Source organism: Streptomyces roseifaciens (assembly GCF_001445655.1).
Lineage (GTDB): Bacteria > Actinomycetota > Actinomycetes > Streptomycetales > Streptomycetaceae > Streptomyces > Streptomyces aureoversilis.
In genome coordinates this window covers 1-24,392 of sequence record NZ_LNBE01000006.1, presented here as the reverse complement: position 1 = coordinate 24,392, position 24,392 = coordinate 1, and the positions used below count along the sequence as shown (strand labels likewise).

The following is a 24,392-nucleotide window of genomic DNA, read 5'->3' as shown; positions in this document are numbered from 1 at the left end:
TGTCAGCCATGCCATCCATGCCATCCAGCGCGGGCAGCAACACGACCGCGACGACCACGATCAGCACCGTGGGCCCGCCCAGCCGGCGCAACACCGAGCTCGCCCTGCTCGCGTTCGCCGTCATCCTGCCGTGCTTCGCCTACGCCAACGTCGGCCTCGCGCTCAACGGCGAGATGCCCTCCGGCATGCTCGGCTACGGGCTGGGCCTCGGCCTGCTCGGCGGCGTCGGCCACCTGGTCGTGCGCAAGTTCGCCAAGTACGCCGACCCGCTGCTGCTGCCGCTGGCCACCCTGCTCAACGGGCTCGGCCTCGTGATGATCTGGCGGCTGGACCAGTCGGAGCGCCTGGCGCGCCTGGCCAAGGCCCAGGGCTTCACCTTCCAGGCCTCCGCCCCCAACCAGCTGATGTTCTCGGCCTTGGGCATCGCACTGTTCGTCGGTGTGATCATCTTCCTCAAGGACCACCGCATCCTGCAGCGCTACACCTACATCTCGATGGTGGTCGCGCTGATCCTGCTGGTCGCCCCGGTGTTCTTCCCCGGGAAGTTCGGCGCCAAGATCTGGATCACGATCCCCGGCCTCGGCTCCATCCAGCCCGGTGAGTTCGCGAAGATCATCCTGGCGATCTTCTTCGCCGGCTACCTGATGGTGAAGCGGGACGCCCTGGCCCTGGCCAGCCGCCGCTTCATGGGGCTCTACCTGCCCCGCGGCCGCGACCTCGGCCCGATCCTCGCCGTCTGGGCGCTCAGCCTCGTCATCCTCGTCTTCGAGACCGACCTGGGCTCGTCGCTGCTGTTCTTCGGCATGTTCGTCGTCATGCTGTACGTCGCCACCGAGCGCACCAGCTGGATCGTCTTCGGTCTGCTGATGTCGGCGGGCGGCGCGGCCGTCGTCGGCTCCGTCGAGCCGCACGTCAAGGTCCGAGTGATGGCCTGGCTGCACCCCTTCGCGGTCTACGACAACCCGCGCCCGTCCTGGGCCACCACCGAGCAGATCGCCCAGGCCATGTTCGCCTTCGGCTCCGGCGGCGTCTTCGGCACCGGCTGGGGCCAGGGCGCCTCCGACCTGATCCAGTTCGCCGCCAACTCCGACTTCATCTTCGCCTCCTACGGCGAGGAGCTCGGACTGGCCGGCGCCATGGCGATCCTGCTGATCTACGGCCTGATCGTGGAGCGCGGCATGCGGACGGCCCTCGCCGCCCGCGACCCCTTCGGCAAGCTGCTCGCCACCGGCCTCGCCGCCGCCTTCGGCATCCAGGTCTTCGTCGTGGCGGGCGGTGTCATGGGCCTCATCCCGCTGACCGGTATGACCATGCCGTTCCTCGCCCAGGGCGGTTCGTCCGTGATCGCCAACTGGGCGCTGATCGCCATCCTGATAAAGATCAGCGACACGGCGCGGCGTCCGGCCCCGGCCCCCGCCCCGTCCACAGACGCCGAGATGACCCAGGTGGTCCGCCCGTGAACAAGCCCGTACGCAGGATCGCGATCTTCTGCGGCCTCCTCGTTCTGGCCCTGCTGCTGCGGGACAACTGGCTGCAGTTCGTCCAGGCGGACGACCTCAAGACGCACAAGAACAACCGCCGCGTCGACATCGCCCGCTACAGCCAGCCCCGCGGCAACATCATCGTGGACGGCCAGGCCATCACCGGCTCCGTGGAGACCGGCGGCGTGGACTTCAAGTACAAGCGGACGTACAACGACGGCGCCATGTGGGCGCCCGTCACCGGCCGCTCCTCGCAGGTCTACGGCGCCACCCAGCTGGAGAAGCTGTACGACAGCGTCCTCATCGGCGACGACGACCGCCTGTTCTTCAACCGCACCGTCGACATGCTCACGGGCAAGGGGAAGAAGGGCGGTGACGTGATCACCACCCTGAACAGCAAGGCCCAGAAGGCCGCCTTCGAGGGCCTGGGCGACAAGAAGGGCGCCGTCGCGGCCATCGACCCGCGCACCGGCAAGATCCTCGCCCTGGCGTCCACGCCGTCCTACGACCCGTCGAAGATCGCGGGCGCCAACGACGGCAAGGAATGGACGTCGCTGGACGGCGACAAGAACAAGCCCATGCTCAACCGGGCGCTGCGCGAGACCTACCCGCCGGGTTCGACCTTCAAGGTCGTGACGGCCGCTGCGGCCCTGGAGAACGGGCTGTACAAGGACGTCGACTCCAAGACGGACTCGCCGCTGCCCTGGACGCTGCCGGACACGGTCACCCCGCTGAAGAACGAGGGGGACATCCCCTGCAAGGACGCCTCGCTGCGGGTGGCCATGCAGTGGTCCTGCAACACCGTCTTCGGCAAGGTCAGCGCCGACCTCGGCAACAAGAAGATGATGGAGCAGGCGCAGAAGTTCGGCTACAACAACGACAAGCTCGACACCCCCGTGCGCGCCGCCCAGAGCATCTACCCCAAGGACAACCGTCCGCAGAACGCCATGGACGGCATCGGTCAGGCCTCCAACCGCGCCACGCCGCTGCAGATGGCCATGGTGGCCGCCGCGGTCGCCAATGACGGCAAGCTCATGGAGCCGTACATGGTCGACAAGGTGCGCGCCCCCAACCTCAACGTGATCGAGACGCACCAGCCGAAGGAGCTGTCCCAGGCGATGTCGCGGGACACCGCCCGGAAGCTGCAGTCGGCCATGGAGACGGTGGTCAACGACGGCACCGGCAAGAACGGCCGGATCCCCGGTGTCACGGTCGGCGGCAAGACCGGAACCGCTCAGCACGGCGTGGCCAACAGCGAGAACCCGTACGCCTGGTTCATCTCCTACGCCAAGAGCGCCAACGGCTCTCCCGTCGCGGTCGCCGTCGTGATCGAGGGTTCGGACACGATGCGTGACGACATCGCCGGTGGCGCGCTCGCCGCGCCGATCGCGAAGAAGGTCATGGAGGCGGTGCTCAGCACCTCGAAGTGAGGCCGCTCACCTCCGCGTCCGGCGACGCGGGTGACGGTACCGGTCGTGTATCAGGTGGCCGTCGCGGCCGGAAGGGGCGCGACGTGCCGGGTACGGTATGCCGGACAGCACACCGCCGGACGTAGTGAAGGTGCGGTCAGGAAAACGGAAGGGCTGGAGCTATGGAAGAGCCGCGTCGCCTCGGCGGCCGGTACGAGCTGGGCTCGGTGCTCGGCCGCGGTGGCATGGCCGAGGTCTACCTCGCCCACGACACCCGGCTCGGCCGCACCGTCGCCGTGAAGACGCTGCGGGTGGACCTCGCCCGCGACCCGTCCTTCCAGGCCCGGTTCCGCCGTGAGGCCCAGTCGGCCGCCTCGCTCAACCACCCGTCGATCGTCGCCGTCTACGACACCGGCGAGGACTACGTCGACGGCGTCTCGATCCCGTACATCGTCATGGAGTACGTGGACGGGTCGACGCTGCGCGAGCTGCTGCACTCCGGGCGCAAGCTGCTGCCCGAGCGTTCGCTGGAGATGACCATCGGCGTCCTGCAGGCGCTGGAGTACTCCCACCGGGCCGGCATCGTCCACCGCGACATCAAGCCGGCGAACGTCATGCTGACCCGCACCGGCCAGGTCAAGGTCATGGACTTCGGCATCGCCCGCGCCATGGGCGACTCCGGCATGACGATGACGCAGACCGCGGCCGTGATCGGCACCGCCCAGTACCTCTCCCCGGAGCAGGCCAAGGGCGAGCAGGTCGACGCGCGCTCGGACCTCTACTCGACCGGCTGCCTGCTCTACGAGCTGCTGGCCGTGCGGCCGCCGTTCATCGGCGACTCCCCCGTGGCCGTCGCCTACCAGCACGTGCGGGAAGAGCCGAACCCGCCGAGCGTCCACGACCCCGAGATCACGCCCGAGATGGACGCCATCGTCCTCAAGGCGCTGGCCAAGGACCCGGACTACCGCTACCAGTCGGCCGACGAGATGCGCGCCGACATCGAGGCGGCCCTGGAGGGCCAGCCCGTCGCCGCCACGGCCTCCATGGGCGTCGTGGGCTACGGCGCGGACGCCCCGACGGCCATGCTCCGCCCCCAGGCCCCGCAGCAGGGCCCGGGTCAGACCTCCATGCTGCCGCCCGTCCGCGACGACGACGGCGGGTACGGCGGCTACGACGACGGCAGCGGCCGGCGGCGCGGCGGAGGCGGCGGCAAGAAGAGCAACCTGTCGACGATCCTGCTGATCCTCGCGGGCGTGCTGGTGCTGGTCGGTGCGATCTTCATCGGCAAGTCGCTCTTCAGCGGCAGCAACAACGCCTCCAAGGTGTCGGTGCCCAACCTCGTCGGACAGACGCTGAAGGATGCTCAGCAGCAGGGCGTCAACGGCGACTTCAAGGTCGTCGAGAACGGCACGGCCACCTGCGAGCAGCCCAAGGGCAAGATCTGCGAGCAGGACCCGACGGGCGGCGGCAAGATCGACCGCGGCGGCGAGGTCAAGGTCAAGGTGTCCGAGGGCGCGGCCAAGGTCGAGGTCCCGGACGTCACCGAGAAGCAGCTGGAGAACGCCCGGCAGATCCTGGAGGGCAAGGGCTTCCAGGTCAGCACCAAGACCAAGGTGACCGACGGCGTCACCGCGGGCACGGTCCTCTCGCAGAACCCCAAGGGCGACACCAAGGCCGAGAAGGGCTCCGAGGTCACCCTGACCGTCGCGGAGTCCAAGCCGACCAAGACGGTGCCGTCCGTGGTGGGCCAGAACGTCGAGGCCGCGAAGAAGCAGCTGCAGGACAACGGCTTCAAGGTGTCGGTGACCGAGGAGGACGCCCCCGGACAGGCCCCGGGCACGGTCACCAAGCAGAGCCCCGACGGCAACACCCAGGCCGCCCAGGGCTCCACGGTCACCCTGACCGTGGCCAAGGGCTCGCAGAACGTCGCGGTGCCGGGCGTGCTGACGCACAAGCTCAAGGACGCCAAGAAGGAGATCGAGGGCGCGGGCCTGAAGGTCGGCAACATCATGGGCCCGCAGGACGACAACGCCGTCGTGCAGACCACGAACCCGATGCCGGGCACCCAGGTCGCCAAGAACTCCCCGGTCGACGTGACGACCACGGCGGGCCTCCCGGGCGGTGACACGGGCACCCCCGGCACCCCCGGCGGTGACCAGGGCACCACCGGCGACACGGGCTTCATCGGAGGCGGCTTCATCGGCGGCCGCCGCCACTAGCGCCTCCGGCGTTCAGGCAGAACCGAGGGTCCGGCGGGGTGCTTCTTCCGCCGGACCCTCGCCGTTGTGGCACTTCGCCGTGGCGGCGGGCATTTTCTTCCGCCGCCGCGGCGGGCCACCACGACGGCGCGGCCCGGCGGTGCCGAACCTGGCTTCGGGGAAAGGCCTAGCGCAGCTCGCGCGGCTTCGTGCGCTCCGCGTCGACCTTCTCCGTACGCTCCAGCTCCGCCCAGACGATGTAGCGGTAGTCGGAGGTGTAGACCGGCGTGCAGGTCGTCAGGGTCAGGTAGCGGCCCGGCTTGGTGACGCCGGACTCCTTCGGGACCGGGTCGAGGACCTGGACGTTGTACTTCGAGGTCTCCTTCAGCTCCGCGTAGACCTTGTAGACGTACCAGACGTCGCGCGTCTCGAAGACGACCCGGTCGCCGGTCCTCACCTTGTCGATGTTGTGGAACTTCGCGCCGTGCCCGTCCCGGTGGGCGGCCAGGGTGAAGTTGCCCTGCTTGTCCCAGGGCATGGCGGCCTTCACCGGGGAGCGGTAGAAGCCGGCGACGCCCTCGTTGAGGACGTCGGTGGCGGTGCCGCTCTTGACCAGGACCTCGCCGTTCCTCATCGCCGGCACGTGCAGGAAGCCGATGCCGTCCTTGGTGTCGAGGGCGCCCGGGCCCTGCTTCGCCCAGGTGTTGCGCACCGCGTGGCCCTGGCGCTTCGCCTCGCGGTCGGCGAGGACGTTCGTCCACCACAGGGAGTAGACGACGAAGAGGGCCATGACCACGCCCGCCGTGATCAGCAGTTCGCCGATGACGCTCACGGCGACGGCGAGGCGCCCCCGTCCCCGGTCAGTCCGTGCCACAGACGTTCGTCCCCCGCTTCGCTGTTCTTCCCGCGTTTCCCGCGTGTCTCAGTTGACGAGCGCATCCGGCTTTCCCTTGCTCCGGGGCCGCTCGTCGACCATCTTGCCCCACACGATCAGGCGGTAGGTACTGGTGAACTCGGGGGTACAGGTGGTGAGCGTGATGTAGCGGCCGGGGCCGCGGAAGCCGGAGCCGGCGGGGACAGGGGAGATGACCCCGACGTTCGCCGGTGGGGTCTGCTCCAGACGGCTCGTCATCTCATACGTGTAGAAGGCGCTGCGCGTCTCCACCACGATCTTGTCGCCGGGCTTCAGGCGGTTGACGTAGCGGAACGGTTCGCCATGGGTGTTGCGGTGCCCCGCGAGGGCGAAGTTGCCCTTCTCGTCCCACGGCATCGCGGTCTTGAGGGGACCCTCCCCGTAGTGGCCGACCATGCCGCGGTCGAGGATCTTCTGCTTGCCGACGCCCTCGGCGATCGGGGCCTTCACGTCCAGCGCCGGGATGTAGACGATCGCGAAGCCCTCGCCGGGCGAGAACGCCCCGGCGTCCCGGTCGGCGCCCTGCTCCTCCTCGTCCCAGCGGCTCTGCAGGTGGTGGGCGGCCCCGCCGGCCTGCTGCAGGGCGCGGACGTTCGTCCACCACAGCTGGTAGGCCACGAACAGCAGCATCACCAGGCCGGCCGTGATGAACAGCTCGCCCGTGAAACGGCACAGCCGCACGCCCAGACTGCCCCTGCGCGCCCGCCGGGCCGCATGCCGCCGCGCGGCACGCCCCCCGGTCCGTACGGGCCGGGGCGCCGCCTGGGACGGCACCTCCACCCTGCGCAGCTCCATGGTCGCCCGGTCCTCGGGCGGCAGGGGCTGCGATACGACCCGCGGGGGCGTGGTCACGCCCCGGCCTTGCCCACCACCGGGGCCAGGCCCGCCGATCGCTCCACGGCCGTGGTGTCACCGCAGGCGACCAGCCAGTTGGCGAGCATCCGGTGGCCCCACTCGGTGAGCACGGACTCGGGGTGGAACTGCACGCCCTCGACCGGCAGGTCGCGGTGGCGCAGGCCCATCGCGATGCCCGACTCCGTCCAGGCGGTGATCTCCAGCTCGTCCGGCCAGTGCTCGCGCTCGACGGCCAGGGAGTGGTAGCGGGTGGCGGTGAAGGGCGAGGGGAGGCCCTGGAAGACGCCCGCGCCCTCGTGCGTCACCAGCGACGTCTTGCCGTGCAGCAGCTCGGGCGCCCGCCCGACCACGCCGCCGTACGCGACGGCCATGGACTGCATCCCCAGGCAGACCCCGAAGACGGGGATGCCGTGCTGCGCGCAGTGCCGCACCATGTCGATGCACACGCCCGCCTGTTCCGGCGCTCCCGGCCCGGGGGACAGCAGGACGCCGTCGAAGCCGTCCTGGGCGTGGCCGAGCTCGACCTCGTCGTTGCGCCGCACCTCGCACTCGGCGCCTAGCTGGTAGAGGTACTGGACGAGGTTGAAGACGAAGCTGTCGTAGTTGTCCACGACGAGGATGCGCGCACTCACTGGTTGACCGCCATTCCGTTGTCGACCGTCACGTCGTTGAACGGCAGCAGCGGTTCCGCCCAGGGGAAAACGTACTGGAAGAGGGCGTAGACGACCGCCAGTACGAGAACCAGCGAGATCAGTGTCCGCACCCACGCGTTGCCCGGCAGATGCCGCCAGATCCAGCCGTACATGCCGTCCCCACTTGCCGATGACGTAGTCGAAATTGCAGCACCAGACTAAGGGGCGGGCGGGGTCCGAGGGGGTCAGCCGGACAAAGCCCCGGGTCGGCCCCGCGCCGCGGGCGAGGTCGCGTCGAGGTGGGCCCAGACGATCAGCCGGTGGCTGTGGCCCCACTCCGGTTCGCAGGTGGTGAGGGTCAGATAGCGGCCGGGACCGCGGAAGCCGGAGCCTGCGGGGACGGGGTCGATGACGCCGGTGTCGTCGGGCCGGGTGCGGTACGGGCGGCGGTCGACGCGGTACGTGAACCACGTCGTGCCGTCGCCCACCACCACGGCGTCGCCCGGGCGCAGCTCGTCGAGGTCCTTGAACGGGTCGCCGTAGGTGCGGCGGTGCCCGGCGACCGCGAAGTTGCCGGTCCCGCCGGGGCGCGCCGTCCGCTCGTAGTGGCCGAGGCCCTTCTTGAGGAGCCCGGTGCCCGTGCCCTCGAGGACGGGTTTGGCCCAGCCGGCGCCGAAGCGGGGGATGTACATGACGGCGAAGGCCTCGCCTGGGCGGGCGGGTGCGGCCTGCTGCCGCGCGGGCGCGGCCTGCCCTGCGCCCGCGCCGCCCGGCGCGGGGTGCGGGCGCTGCGGCGGCGGGGGCTGTGCGGAGGGCGCTGCGGGCCTGTCAGGCGGCCGGCCGGTCTCCCCGGGCCCTTCGGCCGGCTCTCCGGACGATTCCCCCGGCACAGGCGCCTCAGGGGCCCCGGCCGTGACCGCTGCGCCGCCCGACCACCGGTCCTGGAGGCGGCTGAGCTCCCGGTCCATGGCGCTGTCGGCGCGCACGCCCGTCCAGTAGAGGACGTAGACGACGAAGAGGACGAGCAGGGTGCCGGTGGTGACGCACAGTTCGCTGAGGGTGCGGACGACGGTCCTGGGCCTCACCGCGGGCCCCCTCCCGGGTCGTGGCGTCACCCACCACAGGGGTCACGCCAGGGGCTTGGCGTAGTGGAGGTCCACTGTGCCCGAGTAACCGGGAAGAGTCACCGCGTCGTGCTGGTCGACTTTCCAGCCGAGCCCGTAGGCGTTCACGTACTGGAGGTAGTTCTGGATCGCGGGGGAGGAGTCGATCGCCTTGCGCAGCACGCCGCGGTCGCCGACGGCCGTCACCTTGTAGGGCGGGGAGTAGACGCGGCCCTGGAGGATCAGGGTGTTGCCGACGCAGCGGACGGCGCTGGTGGAGATCAGCCGCTGGTCCATGACCTGGATGCCCTTGGCGCCGCCCCGCCAGAGGGCGTTGACGACGGCCTGGAGGTCCTGCTGATGGATGACCAGGTCGTTGGGCTGCGGCTGCGGCACGCCGGGGATCCTGGCCGTGGCGTTGGGCGGGGCGTCGGTGAGGGTGACGGTCAGGCCCGAGCCGCTGATCGGCGTGGTGCCGGCGGCCGCCGCGAGGTCGGCGAGCTTCTTGTTCTGGGCGGCGGTGTTGCCGTTGTCGCGCCGGGCGAGGGCGTCCACCTGGGCGCGGGCGGCCGCGGCGCTCTCGTCCAGACCGGCGTTCTTGCGGCTGCGCTCCTGGATGAGGTCGGAGAGCCGGAGCATGGAGTCGTCGGTGCGGATGTTGGTGCCGTGGGCGGTGTTGAAGCTCATCCAGAAGATGAGACCGGCCAGCGCGAAGACGGCCCCGGTCAGCAGCCGGACGGGCTTGAAGCGCCGGGACGGCCTGCTGGTGGAGTCCGCAGAATTACTCAACGTACCCTTATCCTCTCCGGCGCCACGGAAGCACTACGCTAACGGACGCCCGGGGAAAGGTGGCGTTCCCGCCGCTCGCCGCCTCGGACCAGCCCTTTGTACATTTGCCTTGTTCCCCAGCGCGGTCACGCAGCGCATCGACAGGAGAGTTCCTCGTGCCGAAGTCACGGATCCGCAAGAAGGACGACTTCACGCCGCCGCCGGCGAAGCAGCAGACCATCAAGCTCAGCAGTGGTCGGGGCTGGGTGGCGCCGCTGATGCTGGCGATGTTCCTGATCGGGCTGGCCTGGATCGTCATCTTCTACGTGACCAGCGGTGACATGCCCGTGGAGTCCCTCCACAACTGGAACATTGTGGTCGGTTTCGGCTTTATCGCAGCGGGGTTCGTAGTCTCCACGCAGTGGAAGTAGCAAGCCTTCCGGGGAGCCTTCCGAGGAGTTATCCACACCCTCGTCCACAGTGGGGAAAAACTCAGAAGATCTGTGGATAACTTCCCCGGGGTTGACGCCGGTGTGACTGGTCGGCAGCGCGGGGTGCCCTGGGGCGCCCCCGCCCACCAGCGGAAACGCAGCTGTGTGCACGGACGGACACGTGTTCCCCACGCCATGCACAAGATTCCGTACCCGCTGTGGACAACCCACCGCCCGGTCAGCCCGGTCAGCCCGGGAACACGGTGAGCGCGGGCAGCGTCGCCGTCCGCACGACCACCGCGGCGACGATCACCAGCAGCGTCAGGCCGCAGGTCAGCCCCTGGACCAGCGTCCGCTTCTCCCGGGGCGCGTGCACCATCCCGTAGGCCACGGCGGTGCCCACCACCAGACCGCCGATGTGGGCCTCCCAGGCGATGTTGCTCCAGGTGAAGGTGAAGATCAGGTTGAGCACGAGCAGCGCCACGACCGGGCGCATGTCGTAGTTGAGCCGCCGCATCAGCACCGCCGTGGCGCCCAGCAGGCCGAAGACCGCCCCCGACGCGCCGAGCGAGGGCTGGCGGGGATCGGCGACGACGAAGGTCAGGGCGGCGCCGCCCAGACCGGACAGCAGGTACAGCGCCAGATAGCGGGCCCGGCCCAGCGCCGCCTCCAGCGGGGGACCGATCCACCACAGCGAGAGCATGTTGAAGGCGATGTGCATCGGCGCCTGGTGCAGGAACATCGACGTCAGCAGGCGGTACCACTGGCCTTCGGCGACGCCCTGGGGCTCGCCGCCGAGCACGGCGCGCCCGAACAGTTCGAGATCGTCCAGCAGGCCGTCGCCGGTGGCCATGACCGCGATCCACAGGGCGACGTTGATCCCCAGGAGGATCTTGGTGACCAGCCGGGGGTCGGCCGTGTGGGTGCCGCCCGCGAGCGTGCGCGGAGCACTGGCCTGCGGCGCGTGCCCCGTGCCGGAGCCGCCGGCGACGCAGGCCGGGCACTGGAACCCGACCGACGCGCTCACCATGCACTCCGGGCAGATGGGCCGCTCGCAGCGGGTGCAGCGGATGCCCGTCTCCCGGTCGGGATGCCGGTAACAGCCGACGGCCTGGTCGTTCATGCGTTCCCCTTGCGCCGGTGGTGGGCGGGCCTGTCCGGGACGCGCGGCCCCGCCCGTCATACGGACGAGCGGGGCGCCGGGTTCCCCCGTGGCGTGACGAGGGAGCGTGAGTCCGCCGTCAGCGGGTCTCGATGACGACCGACTCGATGACCACGTCGTTCACCGGACGGTCGGTGCGCGGGTTGGTGTCGGTGGTGGCGATGGCGTCCACGACCTTCTTGCCGGCCTCGCTGGAGACCTCGCCGAAGATGGTGTGCTTGCCGGTCAGCCACGTGGTGGGCGACACGGTGATGAAGAACTGCGAGCCGTTGGTGCCCGGGCCGGCGTTGGCCATGGCCAGCAGGTAGGGCTTGTTGAAGGACAGGTCCGGGTGGAACTCGTCCGCGAACTTGTAGCCCGGGCCGCCGGTGCCGTTGCCCAGCGGGTCGCCGCCCTGGATCATGAAGCCCTCGATGACACGGTGGAAGACCGTGCCGTCGTACAGCTTGTCCGTGGTCTTCTGACCCGTCTCGGGGTTGATCCACGCGCGCTCGCCCTTGGCGAGCTCCACGAAGTTGGCGACCGTCTTCGGGGCGTGGTCCGGCAGGAGCCGGATCTCGATGTCGCCCTGGTTGGTCTTCAGGGTGGCGTAAAGCTGCTCGGCCACGATCTACCTTCCATAGTCTTCACTGACGGCTACCGATCCTCGCACGGACGGGATCGCGGCGAGTAGCGGGCAAACGCCCGCGCGCCGCGCCGAACCGTGGCATGGTCGAGCCGGGTCCCCACCCGCTCCGTCCCCCGATGACCCGGATGCCCGCCCGCACGTGCCGGACCGCCCGTCCCCAGGCATGATTTTTCACTGGGTGGAAAGGCGACAAAACATACGCCACCGAGGAGGAGGTTCTCGTGACCCGCAAGGACAGCGTGCGCGCCGCGACCAGCACGGCGAAGGACAGCGTCCGGCACGCCGCGGAAGTGGTGGCGCCCTACGCCGGCACCGCGAAGGACGCCGCCGTGCACTATGCGCACGAAGCCCGGACCCGGCTGGCGCCCAAGGTCGCGGAGGCCGCGCACCAGGCCGCTCACCAGGCCCGCTGCCAGTACGACGCACACCTGCACCCGCGGATCGAGCAGGCGCGCGACGCCCTGCCCCCGAAGATCGACCAGGCCGCCGTGCGGGCCCGCACGGCCGTCGAGCCGGTCCGGGACGAGGCCGTCGCCCGCAGCGCCGCGGCCTTCGCCGCGCTGCGCGGACAGGTCAGCCCCCAGGAGATCGAGAAGCTGATCGCCCGGCGGGACCGGCGGTGCCGGGCGGGGCGGGCGCTGCGGCGCCTCGCCGTGGTCGGCCTGATCGCCGGCGGCGCGTACGCCGCCTGGAAGTGGTGGGACCGGCAGGCCAACCCGGACTGGCTGGTGGAGCCGCCCGAGGCCACCGAGGTGCACGACCGCCCGCCGCTGAGCTCGGTCGACGGCAAGGGTCCCGCGGCCTCCTCCTCGCCGCTCGACCCCGAGGTCCAGGCCAAGCAGGCCGAGGCCGAGTCCTCTCCCGACAACGGCGGGACGGACGACCGGCCGTTCTGACGGCGGCCGGCCGGCAGAGCGAATTCACCGAGGCCCCCCGGGCCGCGCTTCCCGCGCGGTCCGGGGGGCCTCGGCGTTATCCGGGACCCGGATCCGGGACCCGGGTTATCCGGGAAAGCACGCCCGCAAACAAGTTGTTGTGTGCAATAGATTACAGGTAATTCTTTGGAAAAGTGCCCGGTGATTGGGGTTGATTTAACCGGATTGCCCGCCCGTTCCCACATCTAAGCTGCGAAGACCGGCCCCTGCTGACTCCCGAGTTCTCCTGTTTCTCCACTCTCCGCCCTTTTGCGGCACACATAAACAGAGAGGTGCTGACATGGACACATTGGTTAAAGAACGCTCAGCCGCCGGCCCCGGGTCGATAGAGCTGGCATCCGCCGAATTGGTCACCTACCGGCACATCGCCCGGCAGGGTCTCGTACGCATAGACGAGCTGATGTCCGGCGCCCACGGCGACGTCAGCATCCAGGCCGTGGACAAGCTCATCGCCACCGGTCTGGTGCGGCGGCTGGGAGCCGACTGCCTGGCCGCCGTCGACCCCGCCCGCGTGTCGGACCGGCTCCTCGAGCAGTGGGAAGAGCGGGTGGAGAACGCCCGGCTGGGCCTGCAGTGGATGCGCGGGCAGATCGCCGAGCTCGGCCTCATCTACGCCACCCAGCAGCAGGCGCTGCAGGGCCCCCACCTGGAGCGCATCGAATCGCACGAGGAGGTGGTCCGGGCCCTCGAGCGGTACGCCGACGACTGCCGCGAGGAGGTCCTGTCCGCCCGGCCGGGCGGCGCCCACCCCGACGCGGAACTGATCGAGGCCCGCTACCGCTACCAGCAGCTGCTCGGGCGCGGGGTGCACCTGCGCGCCCTCTACCAGTACTCCGCGCGCTTCCACCCGCCGACGGTGCGGCACACGGAGGAGGCCATCGGCGCGGGCGTCGAGATCAGGACGGTCACCGGGGACCTGGCCCGGTTCGTCATCTTCGACCGCGAGGTGCTCGTCGTGCCGCTGCGCAACAGCCCGGGCGGAGCGCTCGTGGTCCGGGACGCCGACCTCATCGCCTTCGCGGCCGAGATGTTCAACGCGGCCTGGTCGACCGGGGAACCCATCGACAAACCGCGCGAGAGGACGTTCGTCCAGGGCCTGGCGAACCAGACCAAGCGCTCCATCCTCCAGCACCTGATCGACGGTGCGGACGACCGGACGACCGCGCGCGCCCTGGGCATCTCGGTGCGCACCTGCCAGCGCCACGTCTCCGACATCATGCAGCAGCTCGGCGCCTCCAGCAGGCTCCAACTGGGCTTCCTCCTACGGGAGCAGGAGCTGCTGGGCGGACGAAGTCCGGTCGCCACGATGTGAACGACCGGCCACGGCCGGAACCCTCCACGGCCGGGACGCCCGGGGCCGGAACCGCCCACGGCAGGAACGGCCCGCGGCCGTGCGGAGGTCCGCACGGCCGGGGCCACCGGGCCCTCCGCCGGGCCCGGGGTTCCTCACACCGGCTCCGACAACTGCGGCTCCGGGGCCGGTACGGCGGCACCCGCCGGCTCCGTGCGCTCGCGGCACAGGGCGACGAGGACGGCGCCGGCGATCGCCAGGCAGCCGGAGACGACCGCGGCGTAGCTCATGCCGGTGCTCATCTCGTGGGCGGCTCCCCCGCCGCGCGGGGCGAGCGCCAGGATCGCGGCGACCAGCGCGACGCCCAGGGACGAACCCAGGTAGCGCGAGGCGTTGTTCGCCGCGGAGCCGACCGCCACGCGGTGGGCGGGCACGCTCCGTACGGCCAGCCCGGCGAGGGCCGCGTTGACCACGCCGCTGCCGAGGCCCGCCAGCACGAGGCCGGGCACGAACCGCCACCACGAGGACTCCTCGCCGATCCCGGCCAGGGCGAGCTCGCCGATCCCGCACAGGGCCAGGCCCGCGGCGACCTGCTGGCGGTCGCCGACGCGGGCGACGAACCGGCGGGCCTGCGGTGCGGCCACGAAGGACAGGCCGGACCAGAACGCGAGCAGGCCGGCGCTGCCCAGGGGGCTGAGCCCCTGCATGCTCTGCGCCGCCGTCGGCACGTACGTCATCAGCCCGATCACGCCCATGCCCGTCACCAGCGCGCCGACGACCGAGGCGACGAACGCCGGGCGCCGGAAGAAGCCCGGCTCCAGCATCGGCTCCGCGACGCGCTTCTCGACCGCCACGAAGCCGGCCAGCAGGACGACCGCGGCGACCAGGAAGATCAGGACGTGCGGCCTGCCCCAGCCGCCCCGGCCCTCGGTGAGCCCCGCGATCAGCAGCGTGATGCCCGCGGCGAGGGTGAGCGCCCCGGCGAGGTCGAAGGCGCGCTTGTGCGCGCTGCGGGACTCCTCCAGCGAGCGGGCGGCCCAGAGCATGACCAGCGCGGCGAGCACCGCGAGGACCCAGTACGTGACCCGCCAGTCGGTGGCCCGGCCCAGCAGCGCGGAGAACACCGGGCCGATGGCGATGCCGCCGCCCACCATCGCTCCCCACAGGCCGGTGGCCCGGGCCCGCTCGGGGCCGGGGGCGAAGGCATGGGCCAGGAGGCCGAGGCTGGACGCCAGGAGAGCGGCGCTCGCCGCGCCCTGGACGATGCGGCCGAGGACGAACACGAGCGTGACGGGCGCGACGGCGCACACCACGGTGGAGAGCACCAGGAGCGCTCCGCCGATCACGAACATCCGCTTGCGGCCGTAGTCGTCGGCGAGGCTCCCCGCCACCATCAGGCACGCAGCGAGGCCGACGCTGATGCTGCCCAGGATCCAGGTCTGCCCGGACGGCCCGGAGCCGAGCGCCGCTCTGACGGTCTGCACGGTCGACACGGGGGCGGTGAAGTTGATGAGCACGAGCAGGGTGGCCACGCACGAGATCGCGAGAGTCGCACGGGCGGAGGACCGGCGCTCGACCGGTTCGGTCGTCACTACTACCCCCAGGAGATCGGTGGAGTTCAGTCATTGAACCACATAGTTCAGTGACTGCACCGCTAGACTTTCGTCATGGCATTGGGACGTGGCTACGCAGACCAGGACTGTTCGCTGGCCCGGGCACTCGAAGTGGTCGGGGAGCGGTGGACGCTCCTGGTGCTCCGCGACTGCTTCTACGGAGTGCGGCGCTTCGGCGACTTCCACGCCCACCTCGGCATCCCGCGCGCCGTGCTCGCCGACCGCCTCAAGGCCCTCGCGGCGGTGGGCGTCGTCGAGCGCCGCCCCCACACCACGGGCGTCGAGGTCGACTACGTCCTCACCGAGCGCGGGCTCGACCTCTGGCCGATCGTGTTCTCCCTGGCGCAGTGGGGTGAGCGCTGGCTCGCCCCGGAGGGCTCGCGCCGGCTCTTCAGCCATGCCGCGTGCGGCACCGACATCGGCGCCGGCGGCGCGTGTCCCGCGTGCGGCACCGTCCCCCCGCCCGCCGACCTCCTCATCCGCCAAGGCCCCGGCGCCGACGCGACGCTGCGCGACGACCGGGTCAGCACGGCCCTGCGCAGGGGGCCCCACCGGCTCCTGACGGACCTGTTCCCGGCACCCGTCCACACGGCCCCGTCCGGCTCCTGAACAGGGCGGCCGTCCGGATCCGGAACGAGGTCCGACCCCCGGCCGGGCGATACATGCCCCATACACCCGTCTTGTGACTCTCCTGTTTACGACAGTCGCAATCACGACGCCCCCGGAAGCTGTCGCAGCAGGACGGCCCGCTGGCAGGGTCTTTCCCAGGGAGCGCTCCGGCAGCTCCCCTCAAGGACTTGCCGTCCCGCAGAGGCGCGGCGGCAGTTCACGTAATTCATGGGGGAATGACGCATGCCTGGATCCGAGTGGGCGGCCGGCGACGCGCTGCGACGCGAGGTCCTGGGAAACACTTATGTCGACGGCGTGTCCGACACATGGGCAGGAGCAGCCGAGCTGCAGGACCTGGTCGTACGCCTCGCCTGGGGAACCGTCTGGCAACGGCCCGCATTCGACCGGAAGTTCCGGAGCCTGCTCACCGTCGCCATCCTCACGGCGATGAACCGCAAGCACGAGCTGGAGCTCCACATCGGCGGCGCGCTGCGCAACGGGTGCACGGTCGACGAACTCGTCGAGGTCGCCCTCCAGTGCGCCGTGTACTGCGGGTTTCCCGCCGCGATCGACACCGTGCGGTCGATCAAGCAGATCAGCGACGCGATGTCCTGACCAGCGGACCTGGCAAAGCCGCCCCGAACTGGGAAAACCTCAACGGAGTCCCACTGTGAAACCTAGGGCAGTGCACACGGTTGGCATAGTCGGCGTGGGCCCTCGCGGATTGTCCGTCCTGGAGCGCATTGTCGAGAACGCGCGTGACCGTATCGGCGATTCTCTTGTCATCCATCTCTTCGAACCCAGGAACTTCGGTTCCGGTGACGTCTGGCGGACCGATCAGTCCCCCGACCTCATCATGAACATCGTCGCCTCCCAGATCACCGCCTTCGCGGACGACACCGTGAAGATGTCCGGCCCGGTCCGCAAGGGCCCGAGCCTGTACGAGTGGTCGGCCCGGCTGGCGGCGGGAGACATCTCCGGGAGCTACTCCGAGGCCGTGCTGGCCGAGGCCCGGGAGGTCCACGAGAACAGTTACTGCCGCAGGTCCTTCTACGGGCACTACCTCGAATGGGCCTACGGCGAGATCCTGCGCAACCGCCCGGACACCATCGACGTCCACGAGCACCGGGGAAAGGTCGTCTCGGTGGCCGACACCGCGGCCGGCGGGCAGCTCGTGACCACGGACGCCGGGCGGTCGGCCGAGGTCGGCCAGCTCGTGCTGGCCACGGGGCACGGGGCCGTGCACCCGTCCGCCGACGAGGAGACCCTGCGGGGCTTCGCCGCGGCGACGGGCGGCCTCTTCCTCCCGCCCGCCAACCCCGCCGACGCCGACCTGAGCGGCATCGCCCCGGGTCAGCGGGTACTCATCCGCGGCCTCGGGCTGTCCTTCTTCGACTACATGTCCCTGCTCACCCAGGGCCGCGGCGGCACGTACGTACGGACCGGCGACGGGCTGACGTACCGCCCATCCGGACGCGAGCCGCACATCGTCTGCGGCTCCCGCCGGGGCGTGCCCCTGCACGGCCGGGCGGACAACGAGAAGGGCGACCTGCGCTACGAGCCGAAGGTCCTCACCGAGGCCTACATCGACAAGCTGCGGTCGAACGCCGGTCCGACCGGGGCCCTCGACTTCCGGCGCGACTGCTGGCCGCTGATCGCCAAAGAGGTCGAGACCGTCTACTACCGGCGCCTGGTGGCGATCAGGGAGTCGGAGGAGGTCGCGGACGAATTCGGCGCGCTCTACAGCCTGCTCCCCTGGTCCTGCGACTCCGAGCGCACCGTCCTGCGCAAGTTCGACGTCCCGGAGGAGCAGTACTGGGACTGGGCCCGGGTGGCCCGGCCGTGGGCCGACGGCGACATCGCGTCCTCCCGCGCCTGGACCGGATTCCTGCGCTCCTACCTGGTGGACGACATCGCCGAGGCACGCCGGGGCAACCTCAGCAGCCCCGTGAAGTCCGCGCTGGACGTCCTGCGCGACATCCGCAACGAGATGCGCTACGTGATGAACAACGGCGGCATCGAGGGGCGTTCGTACCAGGACGACGTCGAGGGCTGGTTCAACTCGCTGCACGCGTTCCTCTCCCTGGGGCCGCCCTGGAGCCGGGTCGAGGAGCTCGTGGCGCTGATGGACGCCGGCGTGGTCGAGGTCGCCGGTCCCCGGTTCACGGTGGACTGCGACCACGAGCGGGGCGTCTTCGTCGGCAGCTCGGCCGTCCCCGGTGACGTCCGCACCGGCACCGTCCTCATCGACGCCCGGCTTCCCAAGGTGGACCTCGCCCGTACGAACAACTCGATCCTCGTCCACCTCAAGAAGCACCAGCAGGTGAAGCACTTCACGGTGCAGACCGCTTCGGCCGGCGAGTACGTCACCGGCGGCGTGGCCGTCACCGAGCGGCCCTTCCGCGTCATCCGGAGCGACGGGTCGGTCCACCCGCGGCGCTATGTGTTCGGCGTGCCGACGGAAGGGGCGAACTGGGTCACCGAGACCGGCATCCGCCCCAACGTCAACTCCATCACCGTGGGCGACAGCGACTCGATCGCGCGGGCCGTGCTCGGCCTTTCCTGAGGAACCTGACACCAGCCCGACACAAGAAAGAAGTCATCATGAGTCCGCTTTCCGTCGCGGAACTGGACCCCGTGGACGTCCTCGCGGTCGACGACGAGCTCGGCGAGACCGAGCGGGACATCAGGGACACCGTACGGGCCTTCGCCCGGACCGAGCTGGCCCCGCACGTCGCCGAGTGGTTCGAGGCCGACACCATGCCGCGCGAGGTCGTCAAGCACCTCGGCGCCCTGGGACTGCTCGGCATGCACCTCGACGGCTACGGCTGCGCGGGCACCGGCGCCACGGCGTACGGGGTGGCCTGCCGGGAGCTGGAGGCCGTCGACTCGGGGCTGCGCTCCTTCGTCTCCACCCAGGGCTCGCTGGCGATGTACGCCATCCACCGGTGGGGCTCGGAGGAGCAGAAGCAGCGGTGGCTGCCGGCCATGGCCGCGGGCGAGGCCGTCGGCTGCTTCGGCCTGACGGAACCGGACGCCGGCTCGGACCCGAGCGCCATGCGCACCCGCGCCCGCCGCGACGGCGACGACTGGGTGCTCGACGGCTCGAAGATGTGGATCACCAACAGCCCGTTCGCCGACGTGGCCGTGGTGTGGGCGCAGACCGACCCCGAGCGGGGCGCGAAGGGCATCCGCGGCTTCGTCGTCCCGGTCGGCACGCCGGGCTTCACCGTCAACAAGATCACCCGGAAGCTGTCGCTGCGCGTCTCGGTGACCGGTGAACTCGTCCTCGACGGCGTGCGCCTGCCCGCCGACGCGGTCCTGCCGGGCGCCGCGGGCCTCTCCGGGCCACTGAGCTGTCTGAGCGAGGCCCGCTTCGGGATCATCTGGGGCGCGGTGGGAGCCGCCCGCGCCTGCTACGAGACGGCCCTGGAGTACGCGGGCCAGCGCGAGCAGTTCGGCCGTCCCCTGGCCGGCTTCCAGCTCACCCAGCGGAAGCTGTCGGAGATGGCCGTGCAGGTCGCCCAGGCGTCCCTGCTGGCCGCCCGGCTCGGACGGCTCAAGGACGCCGGCCGCCTGGACCCCGTACAGATCAGCGTGGGCAAGCTCGCCAATGTGCGCGCGGCGCTCGACATCGCCCGCAGCGCCCGGACGATCCTGGGCGGCAACGGCATCACCCTGGAGTACCCGGTGTTCCGGCACATGGTGAACCTGGAGACGGTGCTCACCTACGAGGGCACCGAGGAGATGCACCTGCTCTCCATCGGCAAGGCGGTGACCGGTGTCCAGGCCTTCCGCTGACCCCCGGCCGGCCGAGAGCGCGTTCGTCGCGGCGGCGGGGCTGGTCGTCACCGAGGTGAGCCCCACCCGCGTCCGCGGCCACATCGACCTCGGACCGGACCACCACACCCCGTGGGGCATCGTCAACGGCGGCGTCTACACCACCGCCGTCGAGAGCGCGGCCTCCTTCGGGGCGTCGGCGGCGGCCGGCCCCGGCCGGCACGCCATGGCCGTGCACGTCTCCACCGACCTGCTGCGCTCGCGGACCGAGGGCCGGGCCGAGGTCGTCGCCGAAGCCGTGCACCAGGGCCGTACGCAGCAGATCTGGGTGGTCACCGTCTCCGACGGACAGCCCCTCGCCCGCGGCCAGGTGCGGCTGCAGAACACCGGCGCCGGCACGGGACAGGAGCAGGCATGACCGCATTCCCCGCCCTGGGCCTCGACACCGCGAGCCGCTTCCTCGTGGCGCTGGGCCTGGAGTTCGACGAGGTCGCGGGCGACGGCGTCCGGGGCCGCATCGAGCTCGGCCCGCAGCACCACAACCCCTGGGGCGTCGTGCACGGCGGCGTCCACAGCACCGTCGTCGAACGGGCGGCCAGCGTCGGCGCCTCGAAGGCCGTCGCGGACCGCGGCCTCTTCGCCGTGGGCGTGCACAACGCGACGGACGTGTTCGTCACGACCACCGGCGGCCCGGCCCTCGTCACCGCGCACCCGGTGTTCCAGGGCGGCCTCCAGCAGGTGTGGTCCGTGGAGATCACGGCCGGCGGCGGCACCGGCCCCCTCCTGGCCCGCGGACAGCTGCGGCTGCAGAACGTCCCGAAGCGGGCCTCGTAGACGGCCCGCCTCTTTAAAAGAAGAAGCACCCGAACAGCAGCGCCCCGCACGGAAGCGCCCGAACAGCAGCGAAACCGCCGGTGATCCGGCACGTTCCCCGAAAGGCCATGCAATGACTGCGTCACCGTCCCGCAAGGTTCTGGACCTGATGATCGGCTACTGGGCCTCGCAGAGTGTCTACGTGGCCACCAAACTGGGCCTCCCCGAGCACATCGAGAGCGGCCTCACCACCAGCCGCGAGCTCGCCGAGGCCACCGGCTCCCACGAGCGCTCGCTGTTCCAGCTCATGCGCTTCCTCACCGGCCTCGGCATCCTGCAGGGCGACGACGAGACCGGCTTCTCGCTCACCCCGGCCGGCGAGCTCCTCAAGGAGGACGCGCCCGACTCCCTGCGCGACCTCACCCTGATGTACGGCGAGGAGTTCTACGAGACCTGGGGAAACCTGCTCCACAACGTCAGGACGGGCCAGCCCGCGTTCGAGGCCACCTTCGGCGCCCCGATGTACCCGTACTTCACCGCCAACCAGGAGTCGGCCCGCCGGTTCGACGGCACCATGGCCGGCGGCGCGTTCTTCCGCGACCTGCCGCAGGTCTTCGACTTCTCGTCGGCGCGCACCGTCGTCGACATCGCGGGCGGCACCGGCGCCCTGCTCTCCGAGGTCCTGAAGGCGGCCCCCCACGTCGAAGGCGTGCTCTTCGACCAGGCGCACGTGATCGAGGCCGCGAAGGCCGCCATGGCGGACCGCGGGCTCACGGACCGCGTCTCCTACGCCGAGGGCGACTACACCGCCTCGCTCCCCACCGGCGGCGACGTCTACCTGTGGTCGCGCATCCTGCACAGCCGTTCCGACGAGTCCTGCGTCGACCTGCTGAAGCGCTGCCACGACGCCATGAACCCGGACGGCACCGTCATCGTGCTGGAGCGCACGATCCCGCCGACCGGCGAGTCCTCCCTCGGGCTCTGGTTCGACCTGCAGATGATGGTCCTCGTCGGCGGCACCGAGCGCAGCGAGAAGGAGTACGCGGACCTGTTCGCGCAGTCCGGCCTCGCCCTGCACTCCGTCCTCCCGCTCTCCCTGGACATGTTCGCCATCGTCGCGAGGCGCGCGTGACGATGCCGGCGGTGGCGGCGGCCGGCGCACCGGGGCACGCCTTCACCGAGCTGACGCCGGTCTCCTTCCTGCGCCGCGCCGCCGCCGTGTTCGCCGACCGCCCCGCCGTCGTCGACGGCGACTTCCGGTGCACGTACGCGGAGCTGTGGGACCGCTCCCGGCGGCTGGCGGGGCTGCTCGCGGAGAACGACGTCCGGCCGGGCGACCGGGTGTGCGTCCTCGCGCCGAACACCCACATGACGCTCGAAGCGCACTACGGGGTGCCCCTGGCCGGTGCGGTGCTCGTCGCCCTCAACACCCGGCTGGCCCCCGCCGAGATCGCCTACATCCTCGAACACAGCGGCGCCCGCCTGGTGCTGGCCGACACAGAGCTCCTGCCCCGCCTGGAGAACGCGCTCGGCCTGCTCGCCGAACGGCCGGCCGTCATCGGCTCGGACCGCTACGACGAGGCGGTCGCCGGAGCGGCGCCGCACCAGGTCGAGGTCGCCGACGAGCGCGGGCTGCTGTCCGTCAACTACACCAGCGGCACCACCGGACGCCCGAAGGGCGTGATGTACCACCACCGGGGCGCCTACCTGAATGCGCTGGCCATGGCCTTCCACACCCGGATGGACCCGGCCTCGCGCTACCTGTGGACGCTGCCCATGTTCCACACCAACGGATGGTGTTTCCCCTGGGCGGTCACCGCGGCGGGCGGCGTGCACCACTGCCTGCGCAAGGTCGACCCTGCCGAGGTCTGGCGGGCGCTCCGGTCCGACGGCGTCACCCACCTCTGCGCGGCCCCGACCGTGCTGACCATGCTCGCCGACCACCCGGACGCGGCTCCCGTCCCGCACCCCGTACGGATCTTCGCGGGCGGCGCACCGCCCCGGCCGGCCCTGCTGGCGCGGATGACCGAACTGGGCCTGAACATCACGCACTTCTACGGACTCACCGAAACGTTCGGCAACGCGCTGCTCGGCATCCAGCAGCCCGAATGGGCCGCGCTCGCCCCCGAGGACCGGGTCCGCAAGGCCGGCCGGCAGGGCGTCGCCAACGTCGTCGGGGAACCCGCGCGCGTCGTCGACCGCAACGGCGACGACGTCCCCGCCGACGGCGGGACGATCGGCGAGATCCTCCTCCGCGGAAACAACGTCATGCTCGGCTACTACCGCGACGAGCAGGCCACCGCGAAGGCCTCGGCCGGAGGGTGGTTCCGCACCGGGGACCTCGCCGTGCACCACCCCGACGGCTACGTCGAGATCCGCGACCGCGCCAAGGACGTCATCATCTCCGGCGGCGAGAACATCACCTCGGTGGAGGTCGAGAACGCCCTGACCGCGCACCCCGAGGTGGCCGAGGCAGCCGTGGTGGCGGGCCCGCACGCGGTCTGGGGCGAGGTCCCCGTCGCCTTCGTCTCCCGCCGCCCCGGAGGCGCCGTCGGCGAGGAGGAACTCATCGAATTCGTGCGCGCCCGGCTCGCACGCTTCAAGGCGCCGCACCGGATCGTCTTCGGGCAGCTCCCCACGACGTCGACGGGCAAATTGCAGAAGAACCTGCTGCGCGAAAGGGCCTCGGCACTCCCCGACGCCCTTCAGCCCGAGTGAACCGCCCCTGAACAAAACCCCTTTGAGCGAGTCGCCCGCCTTACCGACCCGGAATTCAAGAAAAGGATGTGTGGATGTCCCGCCGCCTGTTCACTTCGGAGTCCGTGACCGAGGGTCACCCCGACAAGATCGCCGACCAGATCAGCGACACGATCCTCGACGCCCTCCTGAAGGAGGACCCGGGTTCCCGGGTAGCCGTGGAGACGCTCCTCACCACCGGCCTGGTGCACATAGCCGGAGAGGTGACGACCAGGGCCTACGCCGACATCCCCGGCCTGGTCCGCAAGAAGATCCTGGACATCGGCTACGACTCCTCGACGAAGGGTTTCGACGGTTCTTCGTGTGGCGTCTCGGTGTCGATCGGCGCGCAGTCGCCGGACATCGCCCAGGGGGTCGACACGGCCTACGAGTCGCGGGTGGAGGGTGACGAGGACGAGCTCGACCGGCAGGGCGCGGGCGACCAGGGTCTGATGTTCGGCTACGCGTGCGACGAGACGCCCGAGCTGATGCCGCTGCCGATCCACCTGGCGCACCGGCTCTCGCGCCGTCTGTCGGAGGTCCGCAAGAACGGGACCGTTCCCTACCTGCGGCCCGACGGCAAGACCCAGGTCACCATCGAGTACGACGGCAACAAGGCCGTCCGCCTCGACACCGTGGTCGTCTCCTCCCAGCACGCCTCCGACGTCGACCTGGACTCCCTCCTCGCCCCCGACATCCGTAAGTTCGTCGTCGAGCACGTCCTCAAGGAGCTCGTGGAGGACGACATCAAGCTCGACACCGACGGCTACCGGCTGCTGGTCAACCCCACCGGCCGCTTCGAGATCGGCGGCCCCATGGGCGACGCGGGCCTCACCGGCCGGAAGATCATCATCGACACGTACGGCGGCATGGCCCGCCACGGCGGCGGCGCCTTCTCGGGCAAGGACCCGTCCAAGGTCGACCGCTCGGCCGCGTACGCGATGCGCTGGGTCGCCAAGAACGTCGTCGCCGCAGGCCTGGCGTCCCGCTGCGAGGTCCAGGTCGCCTACGCGATCGGCAAGGCCGAGCCCGTCG

General features: G+C 70.7%; 24 protein-coding genes. 15 read left to right on the top strand and 9 right to left on the bottom strand.

Annotation, left to right across the window (positions count from 1 at the left end):
* Positions 1 to 17 precede the first annotated feature (17 nt).
* The 3 genes from AS857_RS34110 (at position 18) to pknB (ending at position 5,109) form a co-directional block, all read left to right on the top strand.
* Positions 18 to 1,460: an FtsW/RodA/SpoVE family cell cycle protein gene (locus AS857_RS34110; protein ID WP_058047551.1), complete on the top strand. Its 1,443-nt coding sequence runs from the start codon at positions 18 to 20 to the stop codon at positions 1,458 to 1,460.
* Positions 1,457 to 2,911, top strand: a complete 1,455-nt coding sequence (locus AS857_RS34105) for a penicillin-binding transpeptidase domain-containing protein (RefSeq protein ID WP_058047351.1) — start codon at positions 1,457 to 1,459, stop codon at positions 2,909 to 2,911. Before AS857_RS34110 ends, AS857_RS34105 begins: the two co-directional genes overlap by 4 nt.
* Before the next feature lie 161 nt (positions 2,912 to 3,072).
* Complete coding sequence (pknB, locus tag AS857_RS34100; protein ID WP_058047350.1) at positions 3,073 to 5,109, top strand: Stk1 family PASTA domain-containing Ser/Thr kinase; 2,037 nt, start codon at positions 3,073 to 3,075, stop codon at positions 5,107 to 5,109.
* Positions 5,110 to 5,275: 166 nt separating this feature from the next.
* Here pknB and AS857_RS34095 read toward each other — a convergent pair whose 3' ends face one another.
* The 6 genes from AS857_RS34095 to AS857_RS34075 form a co-directional block, all read right to left on the bottom strand.
* Complete coding sequence (locus tag AS857_RS34095) at positions 5,276 to 5,962, bottom strand: class E sortase (protein ID WP_058047349.1); 687 nt, start codon at positions 5,960 to 5,962, stop codon at positions 5,276 to 5,278.
* A gap of 48 nt (positions 5,963 to 6,010) precedes the next feature.
* Complete coding sequence (locus AS857_RS34090) at positions 6,011 to 6,853, bottom strand: class E sortase (protein WP_420824003.1); 843 nt, start codon at positions 6,851 to 6,853, stop codon at positions 6,011 to 6,013.
* On the bottom strand, positions 6,850 to 7,488 hold the full coding sequence (locus AS857_RS34085) for an aminodeoxychorismate/anthranilate synthase component II (RefSeq protein ID WP_058047348.1): 639 nt from the start codon (positions 7,486 to 7,488) through the stop codon (positions 6,850 to 6,852). Before AS857_RS34085 ends, AS857_RS34090 begins: the two co-directional genes overlap by 4 nt.
* Positions 7,485 to 7,661 (bottom strand): hypothetical protein, encoded by a 177-nt coding sequence (locus AS857_RS40525; RefSeq protein ID WP_168092637.1) that lies wholly within the window; start codon positions 7,659 to 7,661, stop codon positions 7,485 to 7,487. The genes AS857_RS34085 and AS857_RS40525 overlap by 4 nt, the downstream gene beginning before the upstream one ends.
* A gap of 72 nt (positions 7,662 to 7,733) precedes the next feature.
* Positions 7,734 to 8,573: a class E sortase gene (locus AS857_RS34080; RefSeq protein WP_058047347.1), complete on the bottom strand. Its 840-nt coding sequence runs from the start codon at positions 8,571 to 8,573 to the stop codon at positions 7,734 to 7,736.
* A 42-nt stretch (positions 8,574 to 8,615) separates the two neighbouring features.
* The gene (locus AS857_RS34075) at positions 8,616 to 9,380 is read right to left on the bottom strand and encodes a DUF881 domain-containing protein (RefSeq protein ID WP_058047346.1); all 765 of its coding nucleotides are present in this window, start codon (positions 9,378 to 9,380) and stop codon (positions 8,616 to 8,618) included.
* Positions 9,381 to 9,535: 155 nt separating this feature from the next.
* On the opposite strand from AS857_RS34075, the gene crgA reads away from it, so the two are divergent.
* Complete coding sequence (gene crgA / locus AS857_RS34070; RefSeq protein WP_058047345.1) at positions 9,536 to 9,790, top strand: cell division protein CrgA; 255 nt, start codon at positions 9,536 to 9,538, stop codon at positions 9,788 to 9,790.
* Between the two features lie 247 nt (positions 9,791 to 10,037).
* On the opposite strand, the gene AS857_RS34065 is transcribed toward crgA, so the two are convergent.
* Positions 10,038 to 10,913, bottom strand: coding sequence for a rhomboid family intramembrane serine protease (locus AS857_RS34065; protein WP_079110913.1), 876 nt, complete (start codon positions 10,911 to 10,913; stop codon positions 10,038 to 10,040).
* Positions 10,914 to 11,031: 118 nt separating this feature from the next.
* Positions 11,032 to 11,559 carry a peptidylprolyl isomerase gene (locus AS857_RS34060; protein ID WP_058047343.1) on the bottom strand — a complete coding sequence of 176 codons (528 nt, stop codon included), beginning with the start codon at positions 11,557 to 11,559 and terminating at the stop codon, positions 11,032 to 11,034.
* Positions 11,560 to 11,801: 242 nt separating this feature from the next.
* Between AS857_RS34060 and AS857_RS34055 the strand changes: the two genes are divergently transcribed.
* Together AS857_RS34055 and AS857_RS34050 are read left to right on the top strand one after the other, a co-directional pair.
* On the top strand, positions 11,802 to 12,476 hold the full coding sequence (locus tag AS857_RS34055; RefSeq protein ID WP_058047342.1) for a DUF5324 family protein: 675 nt from the start codon (positions 11,802 to 11,804) through the stop codon (positions 12,474 to 12,476).
* Between the two features lie 319 nt (positions 12,477 to 12,795).
* On the top strand, positions 12,796 to 13,827 hold the full coding sequence (locus AS857_RS34050; RefSeq protein ID WP_144440920.1) for a LuxR C-terminal-related transcriptional regulator: 1,032 nt from the start codon (positions 12,796 to 12,798) through the stop codon (positions 13,825 to 13,827).
* Positions 13,828 to 13,961: 134 nt separating this feature from the next.
* On the opposite strand, the gene AS857_RS34045 is transcribed toward AS857_RS34050, so the two are convergent.
* The gene (locus AS857_RS34045) at positions 13,962 to 15,398 is read right to left on the bottom strand and encodes an MFS transporter (protein ID WP_245700769.1); all 1,437 of its coding nucleotides are present in this window, start codon (positions 15,396 to 15,398) and stop codon (positions 13,962 to 13,964) included.
* 75 nt (positions 15,399 to 15,473) lie between these two features.
* Here AS857_RS34045 and AS857_RS34040 point away from each other — a divergent pair, with 75 nt between their 5' ends.
* The 9 genes from AS857_RS34040 to metK all read left to right on the top strand — a co-directional run.
* Positions 15,474 to 16,028 carry a winged helix-turn-helix transcriptional regulator gene (locus tag AS857_RS34040; protein ID WP_058047340.1) on the top strand — a complete coding sequence of 185 codons (555 nt, stop codon included), beginning with the start codon at positions 15,474 to 15,476 and terminating at the stop codon, positions 16,026 to 16,028.
* Positions 16,029 to 16,271: 243 nt separating this feature from the next.
* Complete coding sequence (locus AS857_RS34035) at positions 16,272 to 16,643, top strand: carboxymuconolactone decarboxylase family protein (protein WP_058047339.1); 372 nt, start codon at positions 16,272 to 16,274, stop codon at positions 16,641 to 16,643.
* A gap of 94 nt (positions 16,644 to 16,737) precedes the next feature.
* A complete protein-coding gene (locus tag AS857_RS34030) occupies positions 16,738 to 18,594 on the top strand; it encodes an FAD/NAD(P)-binding protein (RefSeq protein WP_144440919.1) in 1,857 nt (618 codons plus the stop codon).
* Positions 18,595 to 18,632: 38 nt separating this feature from the next.
* The gene (locus AS857_RS34025) at positions 18,633 to 19,829 is read left to right on the top strand and encodes an acyl-CoA dehydrogenase family protein (protein ID WP_058047337.1); all 1,197 of its coding nucleotides are present in this window, start codon (positions 18,633 to 18,635) and stop codon (positions 19,827 to 19,829) included.
* Positions 19,810 to 20,226 (top strand): PaaI family thioesterase, encoded by a 417-nt coding sequence (locus AS857_RS34020; protein WP_058047336.1) that lies wholly within the window; start codon positions 19,810 to 19,812, stop codon positions 20,224 to 20,226. The genes AS857_RS34025 and AS857_RS34020 overlap by 20 nt, the downstream gene beginning before the upstream one ends.
* Complete coding sequence (locus tag AS857_RS34015; protein ID WP_058047335.1) at positions 20,223 to 20,642, top strand: PaaI family thioesterase; 420 nt, start codon at positions 20,223 to 20,225, stop codon at positions 20,640 to 20,642. The genes AS857_RS34020 and AS857_RS34015 overlap by 4 nt, the downstream gene beginning before the upstream one ends.
* A gap of 112 nt (positions 20,643 to 20,754) precedes the next feature.
* Positions 20,755 to 21,753, top strand: a complete 999-nt coding sequence (locus AS857_RS34010) for a methyltransferase (RefSeq protein WP_063804432.1) — start codon at positions 20,755 to 20,757, stop codon at positions 21,751 to 21,753.
* Positions 21,754 to 21,755: 2 nt separating this feature from the next.
* Positions 21,756 to 23,339, top strand: coding sequence for an AMP-binding protein (locus AS857_RS34005; protein WP_058047333.1), 1,584 nt, complete (start codon positions 21,756 to 21,758; stop codon positions 23,337 to 23,339).
* A gap of 74 nt (positions 23,340 to 23,413) precedes the next feature.
* Positions 23,414 to 24,392, top strand: a 979-nt coding sequence (gene metK, locus AS857_RS34000; RefSeq protein ID WP_058047332.1) for a methionine adenosyltransferase, incomplete at its 3' end; no start/stop codon positions are given.

Bases quoted from the DNA above. Each gene is read 5' to 3' on its own strand.
- AS857_RS34110 (WP_058047551.1), top strand. From the start codon at position 18: ATGCCATCCAGCGCGGGCAGCAACACGACCGCGACGACCACGATCAGC.
- pknB (WP_058047350.1), top strand. From the start codon at position 3,073: ATGGAAGAGCCGCGTCGCCTCGGCGGCCGGTACGAGCTGGGCTCGGTG.
- AS857_RS40525 (WP_168092637.1), bottom strand. From the start codon at position 7,661: ATGTACGGCTGGATCTGGCGGCATCTGCCGGGCAACGCGTGGGTGCGG.
- AS857_RS34065 (WP_079110913.1), bottom strand. From the start codon at position 10,913: ATGAACGACCAGGCCGTCGGCTGTTACCGGCATCCCGACCGGGAGACG.
- AS857_RS34050 (WP_144440920.1), top strand. From the start codon at position 12,796: ATGGACACATTGGTTAAAGAACGCTCAGCCGCCGGCCCCGGGTCGATA.
- AS857_RS34040 (WP_058047340.1), top strand. From the start codon at position 15,474: ATGGCATTGGGACGTGGCTACGCAGACCAGGACTGTTCGCTGGCCCGG.
- AS857_RS34035 (WP_058047339.1), top strand. From the start codon at position 16,272: ATGCCTGGATCCGAGTGGGCGGCCGGCGACGCGCTGCGACGCGAGGTC.
- AS857_RS34025 (WP_058047337.1), top strand. From the start codon at position 18,633: ATGAGTCCGCTTTCCGTCGCGGAACTGGACCCCGTGGACGTCCTCGCG.
- AS857_RS34015 (WP_058047335.1), top strand. From the start codon at position 20,223: ATGACCGCATTCCCCGCCCTGGGCCTCGACACCGCGAGCCGCTTCCTC.
- AS857_RS34010 (WP_063804432.1), top strand. From the start codon at position 20,755: ATGACTGCGTCACCGTCCCGCAAGGTTCTGGACCTGATGATCGGCTAC.
- AS857_RS34005 (WP_058047333.1), top strand. From the start codon at position 21,756: ATGCCGGCGGTGGCGGCGGCCGGCGCACCGGGGCACGCCTTCACCGAG.